General features: G+C 48.3%; 15 protein-coding genes. 7 read left to right on the forward strand and 8 right to left on the reverse strand.

Annotation, left to right across the window (positions count from 1 at the left end):
* Nucleotides 1-133: 133 nt before the first annotated feature.
* Genes BMW71_RS20685 through BMW71_RS20695 form a run of 3 tightly spaced genes read left to right on the forward strand, consistent with a single transcriptional unit; the run spans nt 134 to nt 4,342 of the window.
* Entirely contained in the window at nt 134-2,188 is a 2,055-nt protein-coding gene (locus BMW71_RS20685; RefSeq protein ID WP_143057716.1) for a BNR-4 repeat-containing protein, read from the forward strand.
* 28 nt (nt 2,189-2,216) lie between these two features.
* Nucleotides 2,217-3,617, forward strand: a complete 1,401-nt coding sequence (locus BMW71_RS20690) for a neutral/alkaline non-lysosomal ceramidase N-terminal domain-containing protein (RefSeq protein ID WP_092178293.1) — start codon at nt 2,217-2,219, stop codon at nt 3,615-3,617.
* A gap of 20 nt (nt 3,618-3,637) precedes the next feature.
* Complete coding sequence (locus BMW71_RS20695) at nt 3,638-4,342, forward strand: 3-keto-disaccharide hydrolase (protein WP_092178295.1); 705 nt, start codon at nt 3,638-3,640, stop codon at nt 4,340-4,342.
* A 156-nt stretch (nt 4,343-4,498) separates the two neighbouring features.
* On the opposite strand, the gene BMW71_RS20700 is transcribed toward BMW71_RS20695, so the two are convergent.
* On the reverse strand, nt 4,499-6,643 hold the full coding sequence (locus BMW71_RS20700) for a hypothetical protein (RefSeq protein ID WP_244891254.1): 2,145 nt from the start codon (nt 6,641-6,643) through the stop codon (nt 4,499-4,501).
* Between the two features lie 204 nt (nt 6,644-6,847).
* Between BMW71_RS20700 and BMW71_RS20705 the strand changes: the two genes are divergently transcribed.
* Nucleotides 6,848-8,656 carry an SGNH/GDSL hydrolase family protein gene (locus BMW71_RS20705; protein WP_092178297.1) on the forward strand — a complete coding sequence of 603 codons (1,809 nt, stop codon included), beginning with the start codon at nt 6,848-6,850 and terminating at the stop codon, nt 8,654-8,656.
* Here the strand turns inward: BMW71_RS20705 and BMW71_RS20710 are convergent.
* From BMW71_RS20710 to BMW71_RS20725, 4 genes are all read right to left on the reverse strand, one after another.
* The gene (locus tag BMW71_RS20710; protein ID WP_092178299.1) at nt 8,653-9,711 is read right to left on the reverse strand and encodes a dihydrodipicolinate synthase family protein; all 1,059 of its coding nucleotides are present in this window, start codon (nt 9,709-9,711) and stop codon (nt 8,653-8,655) included. The genes BMW71_RS20705 and BMW71_RS20710 overlap by 4 nt on opposite strands.
* Nucleotides 9,712-9,727: 16 nt before the next feature.
* Entirely contained in the window at nt 9,728-10,744 is a 1,017-nt protein-coding gene (locus BMW71_RS20715; RefSeq protein ID WP_092178301.1) for an NAD-dependent epimerase/dehydratase family protein, read from the reverse strand.
* Nucleotides 10,745-10,825: 81 nt separating this feature from the next.
* Complete coding sequence (locus BMW71_RS20720; protein WP_092178303.1) at nt 10,826-12,022, reverse strand: Nramp family divalent metal transporter; 1,197 nt, start codon at nt 12,020-12,022, stop codon at nt 10,826-10,828.
* A gap of 54 nt (nt 12,023-12,076) precedes the next feature.
* Entirely contained in the window at nt 12,077-12,586 is a 510-nt protein-coding gene (locus BMW71_RS20725; protein ID WP_092178305.1) for a large conductance mechanosensitive channel protein MscL, read from the reverse strand.
* A gap of 311 nt (nt 12,587-12,897) precedes the next feature.
* On the opposite strand from BMW71_RS20725, the gene BMW71_RS20730 reads away from it, so the two are divergent.
* On the forward strand, nt 12,898-13,437 hold the full coding sequence (locus BMW71_RS20730; protein ID WP_092178307.1) for a redoxin domain-containing protein: 540 nt from the start codon (nt 12,898-12,900) through the stop codon (nt 13,435-13,437).
* Nucleotides 13,438-13,465: 28 nt separating this feature from the next.
* On the opposite strand, the gene BMW71_RS20735 is transcribed toward BMW71_RS20730, so the two are convergent.
* Entirely contained in the window at nt 13,466-13,903 is a 438-nt protein-coding gene (locus BMW71_RS20735) for a bactofilin family protein (RefSeq protein ID WP_177179721.1), read from the reverse strand.
* A 697-nt stretch (nt 13,904-14,600) separates the two neighbouring features.
* Between BMW71_RS20735 and BMW71_RS20740 the strand changes: the two genes are divergently transcribed.
* Nucleotides 14,601-15,029, forward strand: a complete 429-nt coding sequence (locus BMW71_RS20740; protein WP_092178311.1) for a response regulator — start codon at nt 14,601-14,603, stop codon at nt 15,027-15,029.
* A gap of 136 nt (nt 15,030-15,165) precedes the next feature.
* On the forward strand, nt 15,166-18,729 hold the full coding sequence (smc, locus tag BMW71_RS20745) for a chromosome segregation protein SMC (RefSeq protein ID WP_092178313.1): 3,564 nt from the start codon (nt 15,166-15,168) through the stop codon (nt 18,727-18,729).
* A 66-nt stretch (nt 18,730-18,795) separates the two neighbouring features.
* Here the strand turns inward: smc and BMW71_RS20750 are convergent, their stop codons facing one another.
* Both BMW71_RS20750 and BMW71_RS20755 read right to left on the reverse strand, forming a co-directional pair.
* Nucleotides 18,796-19,284, reverse strand: coding sequence for a DUF6691 family protein (locus tag BMW71_RS20750; RefSeq protein WP_092178315.1), 489 nt, complete (start codon nt 19,282-19,284; stop codon nt 18,796-18,798).
* A gap of 43 nt (nt 19,285-19,327) precedes the next feature.
* The gene (locus tag BMW71_RS20755) at nt 19,328-19,909 is read right to left on the reverse strand and encodes a YeeE/YedE family protein (RefSeq protein ID WP_092178317.1); all 582 of its coding nucleotides are present in this window, start codon (nt 19,907-19,909) and stop codon (nt 19,328-19,330) included.
* Nucleotides 19,910-19,917 lie beyond the last annotated feature (8 nt).

Below are 19,917 nucleotides of genomic sequence, written 5' to 3' on the forward strand. Positions count from 1 at the left end.
TTCTCCCCTTTTCCTTCGCTTCCTACCAGTAGTCAGGATAATTGCTAATTTTATCCCTTTTCTACTGGCAGATTAACCAATATCGCTTAAATTGGATCAATTATATCGTTGATTGTATGATCCCCTGTTTCCCATGATAGCTCCCCGATATTGGTTTTATTGTGTACTGACTTTTGTAATGGCCGGCGCCTCCCTTTCGTCCGCCCAAAATCCTACAGCGAAGCAAACTGACCCGTACGGGCCCATTTTGCTTTCGGAGGACGGCAGCTGGTGTTGGTTTCAGGATGAGCGCGCCTTGCTGATCGATGACAAGGTCATCTTTACCGGGGTCACCTCGGCCGGGCACAATACAGTGACCGAGTGGGAATTGTCCACCCAACAGATCACCAGCCACGTATTGACCGAAGGTACCCTCCCCCCCGACGACCACAATGTGGCCGCATTGATGCTGCGACCTGATGGAAAAATACTTACCGCCTATGCCGGACATAGCATCGACAGCCTGGTACGGTACCGGAGCACCACCCGACCCTACGATATCCGAGCCTGGGAGGAGGAATCCGTCGTACCAACGAATGGCCGGGTATGTTATTCCAACCTGTATTACCTGGAAGATGAAGACAAAACGTACAATTTTTTTCGAGGAAATGAAAATAATCCCCACTACCTGGTTTCTGAAGATTACGGCGATAGTTGGGTAGTTGGCGGACGCCTTTTTGAATTCCCCGGGCGATCCTACCTCAAATACGCGTCGGATGGAAAAAGCCGAATCCACTTTATCACCACCGATGGACACCCGCGCCATTTCAACAACAACATTTACCATGGCTATCTGGAAAACGGACAAGCTTATCGTTCTGATGGAACGCTGGTGGGGCCCCTAAGTACGACCGAAAACAGTTCGCTTAAACCCTCCGACTTTACCTTGGTGTACGACGGGGACTTGGAAACACGTACAGACGTGTCCTGGACCAGCGATATTCAACTGGATGATCGGGGCATGCCTTTTTTCGTCTTTTCAGTCACCAAAGACCCGATCACCCGGGGGGAAACGCGAAATACCGCCCTGGGAGGATTTGATCACCGCTACCATTATGCGGAATGGAACGGACGTGAATGGGTGGCTTCGGAGGTGGCTTATGCTGGAAGTAGGCTGTATCCTGGAGAAAATGAGTATACCGGGTTGATAAGCCTTCACCCGACCAATAAGTCGGTGTTTTACTTCTCCTCCGACGTGCACCCGGTAAGCGGAGAACCTCTCCTGGTAAACGGTTCCCAACGGTACGAGATCTTTCGTGCAGAGCGTAGGGAAGCCGGAGAACCCTGGTATTTTAGCCCGGTTACCTTTGGCTCCTCCGAAGATAATATTCGGCCGATCGTACTTGCAGACCCTGACAAAGAAGTCGTTCTTTGGCTTTCGGGCAGGTACACGACCTACCGGGACTATCGACTAAAGGTCTACGGTAAAATCCTGCCAAACCCCGACACCAGGACCTCCGACCAGGGGAAAAAAATCACCTTTTTAATTAGCAAAGACCCGGATAATTACGAAGCGGATCTCACCGTCCCTTACTTTTCGATGAAATTAGCCAAAGAGAATGGGTACCAAACGGAGGTAATTCTTGGACAAGGGGAACGGACGGCTTTTCACCTGCCCGATCTGGAACGCATCAAGAACAGCGATTTGCTGGTGCTATTCCTGCGCCGGGTGGCTCTTTCCCCCGAACAGCTGGGCTTGATTAAAAAGCACCTGCAAGAAGGTAAACCGGTCCTGGGAATCCGAACAGCAAACCATGCCTTTTCGGTACGCGAGGAAATCGCTCCCGGCTACGAAGACTGGTGGGACTTTGTTCCCGAGATATTGGGCCATGAAAATAAGGGATACGGGCCAGCCACTGTCAAAACCACCGTTGCCTACGCAAAAAAGCCGGGCAAGCGCCTTCTGGAAGGCCTGTCCCCCCATCCCTGGAAGAGCGACGGCAACCTGTACCTAATTGGCGACAGCCTCGACCCAAAAGCAGAAGTACTCCTGAATGGGAGCTCTTCCGGCCAATCCAACGCCATCGCCTATACGCGAAAAGCCGGAAAAAGTAGGGTGTTTTATACCTCGCTGGGCTATCCTACCGACTTTACCCATCCCCAATTCCTACAGCTACTGAAAAATGCCATCCGCTGGACACTAGATTAATCAGGCTATTGCCACAAACCACCAACCCATGCACCCATCATTCGCTCTATCCATTACTCCCATCACGATTTTAGGCCTGCTTTTTTTCTTTGCCGGCGCTGTGTTTTCTTGCTACGGGCAAAACGGCCCGGTATGGAAAACCGGAACCGACAAGTTCCAAATCACCCCAAAAGATCCCTTGTGGATGGCTGGCTACGCCCACAGGGATCAACCCGCGCAGGGAACCTATAGCGAGCTTTGGATAAAAGTGCTTGCATTTGAAGATCCGGAGGGAAACCAGTCGGTGCTGCTGACCTCTGATCTGCTCGGCTTTCCAAAAAAGATGTCTGAAACGATCCGCACTGCCATATTTCAAAAATATGGCTTGAGTAAATCTCAGGTGATACTCAACAGTTCACACACCCACTCCGGACCGGTGCTCGCGGCCGCTCTGTTTGATATCTACCCACTGAATGCGCAGCAACGGGCTGAGGTGGAGACCTACAGCAAGCAATTGGAAGCGGATATTGTCGAAAGTGTTGGAAAAGCACTGCAACGCATGCAAGCCTCCCGGATTTACGCAGGCAACGGCACGGCTCGGTTTCAGGTAAACCGACGGAATAACAAGGAAAGCGATATTCACTTGCTGACCGAGCTTAAAGGCCCGATAGACCATGCGGTACCGGTGATCAAAGTTACCGATTTGCAGGACCGGGTGACGGTGGTTGCCTTTGGATATGCCTGCCACCCTACGGTATTAAGCAGCTATTTTTGGTCGGCGGATTTTCCGGGGTACGCGCAGGAGGAATTAGAAAAAAATCATCCGGGAGCCATGGCGCTGTTTTTTCAGGGTGCCGCCGGAGATCAAAATCCGCTCCCAAGGCGGACCTTACCCCTGGCAAAACAATACGGCAAGGAACTGGCAGCAGCAGTAGAGCGAGTGCTGGAAGAAGAAATGCAGCCCCTGGAACCGAAGCTACGCTACGCCTACCAGGAAGTTGATCTAGCCTTGAACGATCCCATGAGTCCAAAAACGTTAGAGAAAATGGCCTCCAACGAAAGTGGATACATGAAACAATGGGCCGAACGAATGCTCTTCGAACAAAGGCAGGGTATCCGTCCAGCTGCTACCTATCCCTTTCCCATCCAAATTTGGGCATTGGGAGACCAGCTGCTATTCTCCATGGGGGGAGAGGCTACCATCGGATACGCCAACCGACTGAAAGCCCGGTACGGTATCGCTGCCTTCGTGCTGTCTTACAGCAACGACGTGATGGCCTACATTCCCACGGAAACCATCCTCCGCGAAGGGGGCTACGAGGGCTATTCCTCCCAAATGGTCTATGGGCTGCACAATACCTGGAAACCCGGGCTGGAAGAACAGATTCTAGCCTCCTTTGACCAATTGGCACAACAAATCGATCCGACGATACGTCCAACTAATCCGTAAACCATAAAAAACACCATTCTATGCTACAACGAACCAAGATCCCCCTGCTATTGCTTCTACTCTGCCTGCTACTACCGGGAGTTTCCCGGACATTAGCCCAGGCTGACGGTTACGAGGTTTTATTTGACGGGAAATCCGTAGAAAAATGGCGGGGCAAACAATCGCTCAATTTTCCTAAAAAAGGGTGGAAAATAGCAGACGGCATGCTTTTTCTGGAGTCATCCGGTGGAGGAGATATTTTGACAAAAGAAAAATTCGGTGACTTTGAACTGATTTTTGAATTCAAACTCACCGAGGGCGCCAATAGTGGCATCAAATATTTTGTCGATACCCTGTATAAGGAAACGACGGGGAAAATGATGGTAAATGGTCCGGAATACCAGATCATCGACGATTACAACTACCCAGGCATCAAAGAAGATCCCAACGGGCTCAGTTCCACGGCCGCCGCCTACTTGTTTTACCCGCCGAAAAACAAAACCCTTCACCCCCACGGAGAATGGAATACGGGCAAAATTGTGGCAAAAGGCCAGAATGTATCGCACTGGCTAAATGGTAAAAAAGTGCTCAGCTACCAGCGGGGCAGCAAGGATTTTCTTGAAAAAAAGGACGAAAACAAGTTTAAAGACGATGCCCGATACGGGGAGCTGGAAGAAGGCCACATTCTACTGACCGATCATGGAGACAAGGTGTACTTCCGCAACATACAAATCAAGAAGTTATAAGCGAGGAATGCGTTTTCCAGGCGTTATTGCCGAGAAAGCTACCTTGGATGAAAAACCGCCGCGTCTTGCCCAAAAGTACGGGTGCTCGTCCTGCACCGCATACAGGTATCTCTGCCGAAAGGTGCGGGAAGGGTGAGCCTATACGGTCGATGGTCTCTATTTGTAATCCTCTAACATCAGTTCCAGCCGGCCTTCCATGTGCCGATGTATTTTGGAATCGCCGGTCAGGTCCCAGTAGCTCTGATCGGTCAGTACCAATACCTGCGTAGCAACGATCCAGCTTTGTGTCCAGCCGCTAAGGGTACCCCAGGCTCCCCATCCCACATCGGCATTGGAAGCCCAGTATTCCCAGCGGTTGTAATCGAAAGCGCGGAACCAGGCCCCGTCCAGGTCGGCAAAACGTTCGCTTTTCACCTGTATACGGGTCAGGAAATCTGATAACCTGCCCACGGCTTCCTGGTACCGAGGATTTCCAGTTGCGTGCGCAGCCTCGTTCAAACTGAAAAAAGCAAAGTTACTCGTATACAACATGTCGGCAATGGGGTCTCCGTTTTCGAAAATCAGCGGCGCCTCATGCAGTCCATAGGCCTCGTTTGATTTGGTGCGGCCGTACCTTCCTTTGTCGTTCCCACCCAATTCTTCCCGAATAGCTCCGCTTTCTACCTGATTTTCCAGCAATTTGCTCACCACCCGATCCAGCCAGGCCCGGTGTTCCGGACGGTCCTCGATACGAACCAGCCATGCCAGCGGCAAAATCATCCGGGCCCTTTCCTGTTGGATGCCATTGGTCCACAGCCAGTCCTCCGGATAAGCATCCATGGTAATTTTTATGGCTGTTTTTGCTTTCTCCAAGAGCGGTTCGTACCCGGTTTTGTCGTACAGCCAGAGATACAGGGCCCACATCCAGGATTCAAAATGCGGGGCAGGATTGATAAAGTCCCGGTTCCAGTAATGTTTCCAGCCTTGCCGTTGCAGGTCCCGGTTTTCAATACGGTTGCTGCGAAACCCATTCTCGCCAGAGGTTCGAAAATTTGCCAGGATGGCTTCGGTCATTTCCTGATTCCAGGTATCCCGTTCCATAAAGGCCATGGCACCCAGAATTCCCAAAACGGCCCGGGCGTTATCGTCTCCATAATAGACACGGGGGTGCGTATGCGACCATCCGATCAGGCCAAATGCCGCCGAGTCTGGCTGATTTCTGGGACCGTTGCGAAGGTTTTCCCGGAAAATAAAATCGACCAGGTTTTCGGCGGTAGAAAAATGATCCGGTTCATCCAGCAGACGACCGGCCGCCGCGAGGGCAAATGCCCCTTCCCCTTGCACATCCGCTCGGATCCAGTAGCGGTATTGTTGGCTGCCATCGTAGTAAATGGTGGAGGAATGTCCCTCTAAAAGTCCTTCACTGCCATCACCGACCGGAAAGTCGCGTGGAACCGGAGGCCCCACAGGGTTGGTACCATCGGCTTGATACCTTAACCAACGTTCTTTCCAATCTTCGTGAATGTAAAATTTCCCCTTGGCAAACCATGCCACTCCCCGGTCGACGCTGTTTTCCTTGTCCGCAAGGGTAACCGCCTCGCCTTCTCCAAAAGCGGGCTTCAGGTAACGGGGCCAGCCGGCGAAGGTTAAATCCCAGGTACCGGTAAGCTGCCCGATCAGGTGCGCCCAGACTTCCTGCCAGTGTGCTTGCGGTCCGTATCGGCCTTTGGCAAAGTCGGAGAGTTTGGTCAGCGCGATGTATCCGGCGTCTTTCTTCACCAACAGGGGATGAACAGGCAAGCCAGACAGCCCATAGGGTGCCGTATCCAGGCCGGCTACCTTCGCCAAAACCAACAGCGGATCGGACGCCTCCGCCGCAATTAGGTGGCAGTCATTGATGCCCAATATGCGCAGAGCGGGAAGCTTGGTGCCAAAATGATTTCCGGCCACCACGGCCCGTTCCAGTCGGTTATGCAATACCTTTCCCTCCCCGATGAGGCCGGGTACCCGCTGCGGAAACTCGATGTAGTAGCGGATATTTTTTTCGTCCATCACCCGATAAAAATCGCCGGGAACCGGCACCTTCTCTATCGGATAGGCGTCCGCCAGCACCAGCAGGGTGGAAGCTGCCGGAATTTCTTCCATGGCGGACTGGGTATCCCGGAAAAATTCAACCTGAAACCCTTCGGATGAAAGCCATAGCACCAAGTCATTTTCCGCTTTACCTACCACATAAACGGTTTTTCCCGTGACCGTTGCGCAGGCCAATCCGATTGCCAGCAGTGCCAGCATGCATCTCTTACCCATATAGTAAACGTTCATTTCTTTACTCGGGCAAGATACGCCATAACGGGCAAATCTGAAACCTATTTCAGAACGAATAAATTGTATTATTCCTTGAAAAACTACAAATTATAAAACATTGACCAACAATTGTTTAGCTACCAAAAAGAATTGTTGACGCAGGTATAGTGAAAAAGATTGAAAATTCTTAGATTTAAAAAAATATTCTTTAAATAACATAAAATGCATTTCAAAATAATTGTCGCGTGGATCTTTTTTTTTGCAGGCGGAAATGCAGCCTTTGCAAGCGCTAAACTGGCAAAAGATTCTATACAGCGGGAAACGACCGCAAAAGAAGCATCCTGGAGCATTCTCAACAAAGGTGCTGGAAGTAATAATTCCATGGACCTATTGGCTCGGCTAGACCGAGACGTGCTTAGCGAAAATCCAGACATGGTTTTTATCATGGTGGGCATGCACGACATGATCAACCTACATAAATTTTTGGATTATGGAACCTTCAGAAAATCCTACCAAAAGCTCATTACCCGACTCAAAAATGCCGGAATCGAGACCGTCTTACTTAACCTCACGCCGGTCGATACCAATGCCATTTCCAGCCGGTATGAACTTTCCTTTTTTGACGCCCCACCGCTTACGAAAATCCGAACAGCTAATGACATTATTGCCGATTTGGCCAGGCAAAACGGGTTACCCCTGATCGATCTTTACCAGAAGTTTATCGAACGGGAGTCTCCCAATCCGGGAAAAAGCTCACTCATCATGAATGTGGCTAATTCCGGAATACCGGATGGCGTCCATCCTACCAGCGCGGGCAACCGTCTCATCGCCGAACAGATTTTTAACTTCCTCGTCGCCACGGGAAAAATAGCCAACAAAAAATGCCTGGTTTTCTTTGGCGATAGCATTACTTTTGGTCAGGGCGTGGAAGGGAGTGGCACCAGCCAGGGACAGACCTTCCCAGCCTACCTAAAAAAAATGATTCAATGGGATGAATTGGCGCCCTATTTTTCCATTCCCTACGAGTACGAGGAGCTGGAAGGTGATTTTTCTGATCCCTTTGTTTTCAACGATGGCAGCTCCGTTGAGGACCTGGCCGACTGGAAGGAACGTAGAAAAGAAATTCGGGACAAATGGCATGGGATGATGGGGAAATGGCCCGCCATGATTACCAATCCCACCTTTGAAGTATTGGAAACCGAAAATACCGAAGACTATGTGCAACGGAAAGTTCGGTTCGAATGGGTCCCTGGACAGCTGACCGAAGGGTACCTGTTGCTTCCCTACGGAGCCAAAAACAACCCTGCAGTGGTCACGGTGTACTACGAACCCGAAACGGCTATCGGGAAGGGAAAACCAAACCGTGACTTCGCCGCACAGCTTGCAAAAAGGGGATTTGTTACCCTTTCTCTGGGAACCACGGAAACTACCGAAAACGAAACGTATTCCCTGTACTACCCGCACATCGACAGCGCCAGCGTGCAGCCATTGTCCCTTTTGGCCTACGCTGCGGGCAATGCCTGGCACCTGCTCGCACAGATGCCCGAGGTGGATGAAAAGCGAATCGGCATCACCGGGCATTCCTATGGAGGAAAGTGGGCCATGTTTGCCTCCTGCCTTTTTGAAAACTTCGCAGCGGCTGCCTGGTCCGATCCGGGGATAGTTTTTGAGGAAGACAAACCAAGCGTCAACTACTGGGAACCCTGGTACCTTGGATACCATCCCAAACCCTGGCGGGAACGGGGTCTTCCTACGGAAGAAAATCCTGCGAGGGGCTTGTATCCCAAACTTCTGGAAGCCGACATGAACCTGCACGAGTTGCACGTGCTGATGGCACCCAGACCATTTCTGGTGTCTGGTGGCTCGGAGGATCCGGAAAACCGATGGGTACCGCTGAATTACAGCTTGCGGGCGAATGGTTTTTATGAAACCGAAAACCGGGTAGGCATGAGCAACCGTCCCACGCATGGACCTACCCCTGAATCCAACGAAATAATCTATTCATTTTTTGAGTATTACCTCGTGCCCTAAGACGCGTGCATGAATCGATCCAGGTTTTCCCTGACAAAGCGGTCGTCGGTTAGCCAGGGATAATCCGCACACACACGGTTGATTTCCTCCATTTGTCCCGGAGAGAGTTGCTCCGCCGGGTTGAGACACCAGGTTCCCTGCAGCAAGCCTTGCCTGCGCAACACTTCATGTATGCCCGATATACAGCCCTTAAACTGGTGACTGGGATCAAAAATCGCTGCATTGGCGTCAGTAATTTGGACACCCTGAGTAAGTAGCGCTCCCATGCCGTTTCCGTCGTTTTTTAGGCAATCTTTAATTTTTTTCAACAAGTTTACCGCTTCGGACGTCCACACCGCCCAATGCCCGAGCAATCCGCCAACGATTCGTTTTGATACCTGCTGCCCATGTACCAAAAGCGTGAACGTGGTCAGTAGGTCCGCGACAATGTTGTCATCATTCCCGGTATAGAGCGCGATTTGCTCCGGACGTCCGGATGCACAAACGGCCCGAACCACGTCCAATGTCTGGTACCGGTTAAACGGCGCCATTTTTATGGCCTTTACATGGGGGATTTGCGCAAAATCCCTCCAAAAATCATAGCTCAGCAGCCTGCCACCGGCAGAGGGTTGCAGGTAGAAACCAAAAAGAGGAATAAGCTCTGCCACCTTTTCGGCTCGCTTGATTAATTCTTTTTCGGACCAATCTCCCAATCCTCCGGCACTGAGGAGGCCCATGTCGTAGCCCAGGTCTCGGGCCAGCGAAGCTTCCTGCAGCGCTTGCTCGGTTCCCCCCACGATGCCTGCTACTTTAAGAAAGGGCCGGTGTAGGGCGGCTTGCTCCACCTCTTCCATGGCCATTTTCAAAACCGGTCGTAACAAGCCGTATTTTTTATCGCGAATTTCAAATTGTGTGCTATGTACGCCGACAGCAATGCCTCCTGCTCCGGAAGCGATGTAGTAGCGGGTCAGTGCCCGTTGGTGTGGTTCGTCCAGTTTTCGCTGTGCGGTTAAGGCAAGGGGATGCGCAGGAATAACCGTCCCCTCCTGCAGGTGTTTTTCTAGCAATGCATTCATCTGATACCGTTGTTCATTAAAATTTTCCTTCTCGTTCCTGAAAATGGGTGGGTTTGTCCAGCGTTGGTCCGCCGCTTAGAATCCATTCGGCTGTCAATTCAATCATCTCAAGCAGGGAAACACGCGGGTATCCAAACATCCGGTGACTGCGGGAAGCGTTGCTGAGCAGTGCAAACGGCTCCGGCTCGTTCACAAATTGGGGGCGGGTATTCATCAATTCGCCAAATTTTTCGGCCACCTGTTGAATGCTAACGGTCTCCGGTCCGGTCACGTTTAGCAATTTGGGTGGACAGCTCGTATGTAGCAGGGACCGGATGGCGGCTTCGTTTGCATCTCCCTGCCAGATCACATTCATATGGCCCGTTCGCAGATCAATGGCTTTCCCTTCCTGCACCATTTTGCCAATTTCAAGAAGGTTGCCATACCGCATGTCGATCGCATAGTTCAACCGGTAAATGAGCATGGGTATCTGGTACCGATGGCTAAAGTACTGAAAAATCCGTTCCCGGCCCAAGCAAGATTGGGCATAATCTCCCAGTGGATCCGGTGGCGTATCTTCCGTCGCACCCCCGGAGGCACACGGCACAAAGGGGTAGACGTTACCGCTGGAAAAAACCACCATACGGGATTTTCGGAACTTTTCCGAGACCCTGCCGGGAAGGTACGCATTCATCGCCCAGGTGGTGGACGCGTCTGCAGAAGTGCCGAATTTTTTTCCTGCGAGGTAAATCAGGTTTTCGGCAAACGGCAGGTCCTGCAAGGCCGCATCATCCAGCAGGTCTGCCTGAATGCAACGCACGCCTTCGTTTTCCAGTTCGTTTTTCATACGTTGGTCCGAAAAGCGCGATACGCCAATTACCTCCTTTTGGATACCAGCCTCCTGAATGGCCCGGACCAAGAGTCTTGCCAAACTTGGACCCATTTTTCCGGCCACGCCCAGCAACAAAATATCTCCTTCGATCTTACCGATATCCTTCACCAATTCCGGGGAAGGCCTGCTTAGTTTTTCTTCGAGTTCTGCAATGGTTTTCATACATGTATCGTTTCCGTTAGTTTGACTGCACCCAGCGCTGTGGCAGCAAAGGGCCCACAATAGTGGTAAAATGAAGGAGATTTATTGAAGAAACAAAACGTAGGCGTTGCTAATCGCAAGCGTTAAAAGGACCAATAAACCCACCAACCCCAAGATCTGCGACCCAACTTTATTCTTCAAGCTTCCCATTATTTTTTTGTCGTTTCCAATCAGAAAGATTCCCAGGCCAATAAATGGAACCGCAAAAATGGTAATTCCCTGAGCAAATACGATCAGTTCGAGTGGCAATCTACCAAATATCAGTGCTACAGCGGCGCCGATTACCACAATCAACGTGATCAGGAGTTTCACCGGAATGCTATTGAGGTCCCTTCCCAGGGAAAGGGCATCTGCTAGCAAGGTACCCCCGATGGTGGCATTGCCCAATAAGGACGAAAAAGATGCTCCAAATAAGCCGATCATGAATACCATGAAGGAAAACTTCCCATACACCGGCTCCAATGCCATGCCCATATCTGCAGCCGAGGCCACGGTAATTCCTTGCGGATATAAAATGGTGGCTGCACTCAAAAGGATCAGGGAAGAAATCAGGCCCAAAATTACAATCCCCGTAAAGCTCTCTCGCAGCGCATCTCCCTTCTGGGATTTCTTCCAGCCCTTTTCCTGAACCAGGTACGATTGATAGAAAGCACCCGCTATGGAAAAACTCGACGCCACCAGCGCAATCACCAATATAAAGGATCCAGTAGGGATCGTTGGATCCAATCCGGAGTATACATCGGCAAAAGAAGGAGGCGCCAAAACCAGGGTAAACAGAAACGAGACCACCATGATGGTCACCATCAAAATCATGACCTTCTCCAGAATTCGGTAAAAGGACTTGAAAAAAAGTAACGAGATGGCTAGTAGTGAAATAAGTACGATCCAAACCGCATTGGAACTACCCAGTGATTCCGAAAGCGCCAGGCCCGCCCCTACTGTATTTCCTGCCTGAAAAGAGGCCGTTACAAAGAAAATTCCCAAGCCGGCAACCCAGGCGGCCAGATTGCCCCATTTCTGGCGGAATAATCCGATCAGCGAATCAGCAGAGGCCATGCCGATCCTGGCGCCCATTCCGGTAAATGTGATCATCAGCACCACCGCAACCACGATGACCCACAACAGCTCAAATCCGTATACCGCCCCCAATTTGGAAGTGATGGTCAGGCTGCCCGGTCCGAATACCAGGGCGGCAGTAATCAGGCCTGGCCCCAACGATTTTAACCATCGGGCTAACACGAGGCGAGGACCGGTTTTGCAGAAGTCAATAGGAGGAAAATCCGCATGGATGGATCAAAAATGTTTCCTGTTGAAAATTTCCGTCAAAATAACGGCATCCCGGGCTGAAGAGGTGTTTTTAAGTAACCTGGCGTATTTGCTGGTTCCGGGAAATTCCTCCGCCACATCTACGACTTCGCCAAGGATCTTTTTACCATCTTTCAGGTCTACCTGGTCATCCAACTTCACCAAAGGTTGTTTGATGTCCCTGTACGGGTTTTTGTAAGCGCCCTCCGCCTCTTGCTGTTGTGCGACGTATGTTGTTTCCCTTTGCTCCGCGACTTCGGTGGCAGAAGAAGCGGTATTTACTGGTTCAGGTTCGGATGTACCCTCCAAATCCCGTTCTCTTTGCCCCTGTTCGTTTCTGATTTCACGCAATAAGTCTTCAAAGCTGGTTTTTTTCTGGGGTGGGCCTTCGGGTTTTTCTGGGTTTGCCTCCGGGCTGCCCGGTTTCTTCTGTATGAACGAAGTATAGATGAAATAAATGACGATGGCAATGATGTAAAATATAGTACCTGAATCCATAGGTTTTCACTTTCTTCAAAGGTTGAATGTACAAAATATATTCGTTTCCCGGTACACTTTTTTAATGGGAAGCTCCTTTTATGAAGAAGCCACTTCGAAAGGTTCCCCGTATCAGGCTGATCTGCCAGGGAAGCGCTCAGCCGTGGGCAGCCCAATGGACCCGTTCAAACTCGTCATTAATGGGGTGATTCTATGATTTTAATCAGTGTTTGAAAGGAAAGTACTAATTTTAATAAATATAGTAATAGTTTTTTCGTATATTCCTACTACAAAAAAATACTACTGTAAGAAGTTATAAACCCTCCACTGCAATGAAAACAGAAAGTCAAACCCCATCCCGGCTTGAGATGAACCTTGCTTTTCCGGATCTCTTGGTCAAAACCCATCATGGAAACGTTCATCTCCGATCCCTCATACAGAACAAGCGCGTCATTATCGTCACCAATCCTTCTGAGATGATCCCTATTGCGGAGGAAAATCGGAAAGAATTGGTACAGTCACTAAAAAAAATTAAAAAACTGAATTTTCACCTCATCGGATTCAATAGAAATACGTTCGACGAGCATCTACGCGCTATCAACTGGATCAATTCCTATTTGACTGACGATTTGGTCTTCCCAGTGTTCTACCAACCTAAAAACGATGTGAAAACCTGTCTTGAAAGGGATTTAGGTAAGGAAATAACGCTACGGAACCCGGTTTACTTCCTTGACAAAACCGGATGCACCCGGGTAGTTCTGGAAGGCTTTCGGGCCACAAACGATACGTTGGACCGTATTGTTGAGCAAGCCTCCCGACTGGTGCTGTCCGAACAGCCATTGCAACTTGGTCAATCGCTAAGGGACAATTAATCCCTTGGCGATCGAGCACCTGGCTGAATCAGTTTTCCATACTGATTTTAGCCAGTTCGGGCTGCTGCAATACCTGCTCTTTCCGTTTGTGAAGATCCAATTTTTTCGTCTTGGACGGAATCGCTTCCGTTTCCGGAGTTTCTTTGTATTTTTTGATGCAGGCCTCTATTTCTGCTCCGGATTCGATTTTGATTTTGTTCGTTAGTACCGTACCGTGGACAACTCCTGTTTCCCCAATAACGGTGATGTCCGTGGCGATGACCTCTCCGACCACTTCTCCCATAATCGATACCTGGCTTCCTTTCACATTACCGATAACCTGCCCGGTTTTGCCAATAATGATGCGTTTGGTCGTTGTCAGGTTTCCCTGGATAATTCCCTCTACCCGCACGTCGTTGTTGGAATCTATGTCACCATTCATCCTGAATCCGGGAGCAAAAAAAGAAGTTGTACTTGGCTCAGCCATGGACTGGCTTGATTTTTTTTCTGAGGTCCACATGGTTTAATTTTTTAATTTGATAAACAGTAAATCCGAAATCCATCGAGATACAGGTTTAAATATTACAAGTATCTCTTTCAATTGTATAAACATAGAGATAAAAAAAACATGGTGCAACAAAAATTTTTACAAAGCATTTAAAAGTAATTAAAGTAATTATTTCCGTATATATTACCGTTAATTAAATTATCGGCACAATTTACGATTATTAATTTTTTAATTATAACGCGTCGAATTTGATCCATTAATTTAATTTAGCATTTTTTAATGATTTTATTTTACCAAATCAATAGTTCAAGATTGAAAGACAAATTCGGTCGAACCAACGGCATTTAACTAGAATTCAACTGCTTTTTGGAGCTTCGAATTCAGAAAGATAGCGTGGTAGATTCCGCCTTGGATCAACTCTATTTAATCCCATTTGAACGACAAAAAACGATGGATTTACCGACCTGATCCCAATTTATTGGATAAGAAGGAATAGGTTTTTTACTACTAAATATTCCAAATATTTTATTAAATAAGTATCGGGTTAGTTTTATGAATCTGTACCTTATTTTTTTAATTACCGTTTTGATTATCTTGATTTAAGTGATAAATTCGAATGACAGAGATTTAACGGACATTCCGATAAATTTCCAGGTCAACTAAACTAAGCTAGGGAATGAAACAAAAACTTGAAACGATCATCGTGGATGACGATATTTTGACCTTGCATTACATCAAAAAGATTGTCAAGACCTCTCCCATAGGTGGGCCCATCCACACATCAGAAAACGGCAAACTTGCCTTCGATGTACTGGAGAGTAGAAATGCGGATTTTGATAGCATTTTGGTTTTTCTGGACATCAACATGCCTGTAATGGATGGATGGTCTTTTTTGGAAATGCTTCAGGAGAAGGACTACAAAGACAAAATACAAGTAGTCATGGTGACCTCTTCTACCGACCCGGCAGACAAGGCAAAGTCAAACAAATATCCGCAAGTGATTGGGTATCTGGAAAAGCCGGTTTATCCACAAGTGTTTACAGAGATATACGACTTATTTGATAAAAACATTGTCCTGACAAAAAATAAAAGAAACCTCAATTAATGGATTAATCTCCTGTCACTACAGGTCCAGCCAGTCTACCGAAGGGAAGACTGGCTTTTTTGATGCATAACAAACCCGGTCTTCCTTGCTATTTGGTTCGTTTGGGTTAAATTTGTTTGGCATAAACTCTAGCTACATGCAGCTTTCCAAATTAGAAATCAGGGGATTCAAAAGTTTCGGTGACAAGGTACTGATTCATTTCGACAAGGGCATTACCGGGATCGTAGGGCCCAATGGCTGCGGTAAATCCAATGTGGTAGATGCGATCCGCTGGGTATTGGGGGAGCAGAAAACGCGCATGCTCCGCTCAGACAAAATGGAAAATGTCATTTTTAACGGGACAAAAAACCGGAAACCGCTAAACATGGCAGAGGTCTCCCTTACTTTTGAAAATACAAAAAACCTTCTTCCAACCGAATATACCCATGTGACCATTACCCGGAGGTACTACCGATCCGGGGATAGCGAGTACCTGTTAAATGGGATCACGTGTAGGCTAAAGGACATCACCAACCTGTTTATGGATACAGGTATCAATTCGAACAGTTATGCCATCATCGAGTTGAAGATGATCGACGAGCTTCTCAATGACAAGAACAATTCCCGGAGGGAATTATTCGAAGAGGCAGCCGGCATATCCAAATTCAAAACCCGTAAAAAAGAAACGCTTCGCAAACTGGAAGACACTGATGCCGACCTGGACCGGGTGGAAGATTTACTGTATGAAATAGATAAAAACCTGAAGTCACTGGAGAAACAGGCCCGGCAGGCGGCGCGTTACTTTGAAATAAAAAAAGCATATAAGGCCTCCAGTATTGCACTGGCTAAGAAAGGCGTTTTGCAGCACCGCGATAACCTAATCGGACTGAACCGGAAACTCGAAGAGGAGAGCGATCATAAAATTCAGTTGAATGCGGCCATGGGCGCCAAAGAAGCCGCTCTCGAACGTTTGAAAGCTGACATGGTCAACAAAGAGAAATTGTTAGCAAGTAGGCAAAAAACGTTAAATGAGCACGTGCTGAAAATTCGGCAATTTGAAAGTGATAAAAAAATTAAAAACGAACGGCTGCGCTTCCTTCAGGACAAATCCCAGGAATTACGGGCACAAATCGACGAAGATAAAAAGAGTAACGAACGGGCTGGCTTCAGCATACGCTCCCTGGAACAGGAAAAGACAATTGCCGAAAAACTAATTGCCGAGAAGGAGCAACTGGTACAGGAGCTGAAAACAGTGTACGAGGACAAAAAGACCCAACATGGCGCTGCGCAGAAAAAGCAAAAGCAGTTGCAAACGACGTATGCCAGCAAACGAGACGCCGTCTACCAGCTTTCTAAAAGCCAGGAGATCAAACAAATTCAAGTATCTACCCTAAAACAGGAACTGGAAAAGACCGCTACGGATGACAGCAGTCAGGTGGAGAGTCTGGCCGGGTTTAAGGAAAAATTGGAACAAATCCAGGAACGTCTGGAGGTAGAAAAACGAGAGCTACTTCGCCTGAAGGCAGAAGAAGCCGACCACCAACAAAAACTAGAGCAGGCCACGCACACCCTGGAATTGATCCGGGAAGAGTTGACGCAGGTTAACCGGAAGCTGGATGCTAAAAACAACGAATTCCAGCTTACCAAATCACTGGTAGACAACCTGGAAGGATATCCGGAGGCCATCAAGTTTCTGAAAAAAAATAGCAAATGGGGGAAAAATACCCCCTTGCTCTCGGATGTATTGACCACCGACGAAAAATACCGGGTAACCATCGAAAACTTCCTGGAAAACTACATGAATTATTATGTGGTGGACAGCGAAAAAGAGGCGATCGATGCCGTTAAACTCTTGAGTGACGCGGGTAAGGGCAAGGCACATTTTTTTGTATTGGATCGGTTCGAGAAATTTCGCCCTACCCAGAATAAACTGTTTTCGGACGCGGTACCTGCCACCGAAATCATCGAATACGACAGCAAATATGCGCGACTGGTAGGCTACTTGCTAGACGATGTCTACATTTTCAAGGGAGACATCCACCAGGTACCCAAAACACAGGAGGCTATCTTTATCACCGAAAGCGGGAAGTTTATCGACCGGCGGTTTACCATTTCGGGCGGATCGGTCGGGCTCTTCGAAGGAAAAAGGATCGGTCGGGCTAAAAATCTCGAAAAACTGGAAAAAGAGATCAAGTTCCACCAAAAAACCATCACGGAGATAAAAGCCAATCTGGACAGAAAATCTGCCGACCTTTCGGCGCTGAAAGCCATCACCTTCAAAACGAAACTGGAAGAACAGCAGTCCGTGGTCAACGAGCTAAACCAGGAGCTCGTCTCTGTTCGTACAAAGAAAGAACAACTGGCAGAAATGCTGACGTCGAATGCCGACAAGAAGGAGGATATCCAGGAAAAAATCCAGCAGCTGACAGAAGAACTGGACGCAATAGGCCCACTTTTGGGCACAGAAAAGGAGGCATTCGCATCCTTGGAGGCGGACATTCGCGAGGTTAACGAGCAGTTGCAGGAGGCATCCGATGAGCTTTCCCGCCGGTCTTCGGAATACAACGAGCAAAACATACAATTCCACCAACAGCTGAATAAGTTGCAGAGCATTGAGCAGGAAATTGGGTTCAAGCAAAGTACCTTCGAGAATAGCCGTGAGCGCATCGAAAAAGCACAGCGGGAACTTACCCAGACGGATCTGGAAATAAAATCCCTGATTGACAATAACGAAATAAAGGATGAAGAACTGATCGAGCTCTACACCGAGAAAGAGCAGATTGAGTTGGGGGTCAGTGAGGCAGAGAAGGGCTATTATGCGCTTCGGGGAGAAATCGACCAGGCCGAAAAAGCCATCCGCGAAATCCAGCAAAAAAAAGAGCAGGTAGACGCCCTGATCATGGAATTCAGACAGGCGGCCAATGAAATCAACCTCAAATTAAATGGATTGAAGGAACGCCTCAGTGTAGAATTCGAACTCGATTTGGATCAGCTAATTCAGGAAGACCCCGAAGAATCGGAAGCTTTTGCTACCAAAGACGAAGCCAGTCTTCGGGAAGAGGTACAACAAGCAAAAAACAAGCTGGAAAAAATGGGCCCCATTAACCCCATGGCAATGGAAGCATTTGACGAGATCAAAAAGCGGCATGAATTCATTACCGAACAGAAAGAAGATTTGCTAAAAGCAAAAGAATCGCTCATTACGACCATTAACGAAATTGATCAGGTAGCGAAAGAAACCTTCCTGGATGCTTTTGAAAAAATTAAGGGGAATTTTATCAAGGTATTTCGTTCGCTCTTCACAGAAGAGGATGACTGTGACCTAAAACTAACCGATCCGGACATGCCCTTGGAAAGCAGCATCGAAATCATCGCCAAGCCTAAAGGAAAACGGCCCTTATCCATCAACCAACTATCCGGAGGAGAGAAAACACTTACCGCCACCTCCCTGCTCTTTTCCATTTACCTGCTAAAACCAGCCCCCTTTTGCATATTTGATGAGGTAGATGCACCCCTGGACGATGCCAATATCGATAAGTTTAACCAGATCATTCAGACCTTTTCCAACGAATCCCAATTTATCATCGTTACCCACAACAAACGCACCATGGCAAGTACGGATATCATCTACGGTATAACCATGATCGAAGCCGGTGTGTCGCGGGTGGTACCCGTAGACTTGAGGGAATTGGTGGAGGAGGAAGGCGGGGAAACCCCCTAAAAAAAAGCCGGACCAGCGTACGTATGTACTTCCGGTCCGGCCTGCTTACCTGCAAGTGGATTGTTTCTAATTGGGTAGCTTGTCGGCGAATTTTCCGTACACCCAGGTACCGGCAATGGCACTAAGCAGGGTTACGACAATTACCGAGTAGCCAAATCCTATCTGGGCAAACAAGGGCCCTGGACAGGCACCGGTAAGTGCCCAACCCAGGCCAAAAATAAAACCTCCAATAACCTGTCCCTTCCGAAATTCCTTATTGGCAATTTTTATGGGTTCTCCAGCCAGGGTCTTTATTCCCAACCGCTTGATTACCTGTATGGATAGTACCCCCACCAGGATAGCCGAGCCAATTACCCCGTACATGAAGAAGGATTGCAGCCGAAACATCTCTTGAATCCGAAACCAGGAGATTACCTCTGCCTTTACAAATACAATTCCGAATAAAATGCCCACAATCAGGTATTTCAACAGCTTCCAGCCTGATTCCTGGTCCTTCCGCATGTTCGGTGCTTCGCATTCTACGGGGTTGCTTTCAATTATCTCTTTAACTTTCATTGTCTGTTTTGTTTGAAATGATGTCTTTTGTTACCCTGCGCTATTAAAACCCGACCCATTGCATGATATAGGGCAAAATCAGGTGGGTCATTGCAAACCCGCCAAGCATGAAGAACATGGTCGCTACCATGGAAGGCCATTGTAGGTTACTTATCCCCATTATGGCATGCCCGGAAGTACATCCACCGGCGTACCGGGTTCCGAATCCTACCAGAAATCCCCCTATAACAAAGAAGAAAAGACCCTTCAACGTAAATAAATTACTCCAGGAAAAGATATCTGCCGGTAAAAGGCTTCTAAAATCTGTGATCCCCAATTGGGCCAAATCCTGCTGGGTGCTCTCCGCTACCACAATTGCCTCCGGATTGGACAGGAAAAGCGAAGCTATTCCTCCTCCCAAAAACACCCCCAAAACGAACACCAGGTTCCAGTTTTCCTTTTTCCAATCGTACTGGAAAAAAGGAATTTTTGCCGGAATACAGGCTGCGCATGCATGCCGCAGGGAAGAAGATATCCCAAAGGACTTATTCCCAATAATCAATAAAACCGGTACGGTAAGTCCTATCAAAGGGCCCGCCACATACCAAGGCCAGGGCTGCTTGATCCATTCAATCATTTGTTCCATTTTTCTAT

It is taken from the genome of Cyclobacterium xiamenense, from assembly GCF_900109255.1.
Classification (GTDB): Bacteria; Bacteroidota; Bacteroidia; order Cytophagales; family Cyclobacteriaceae; genus Cyclobacterium; species Cyclobacterium xiamenense.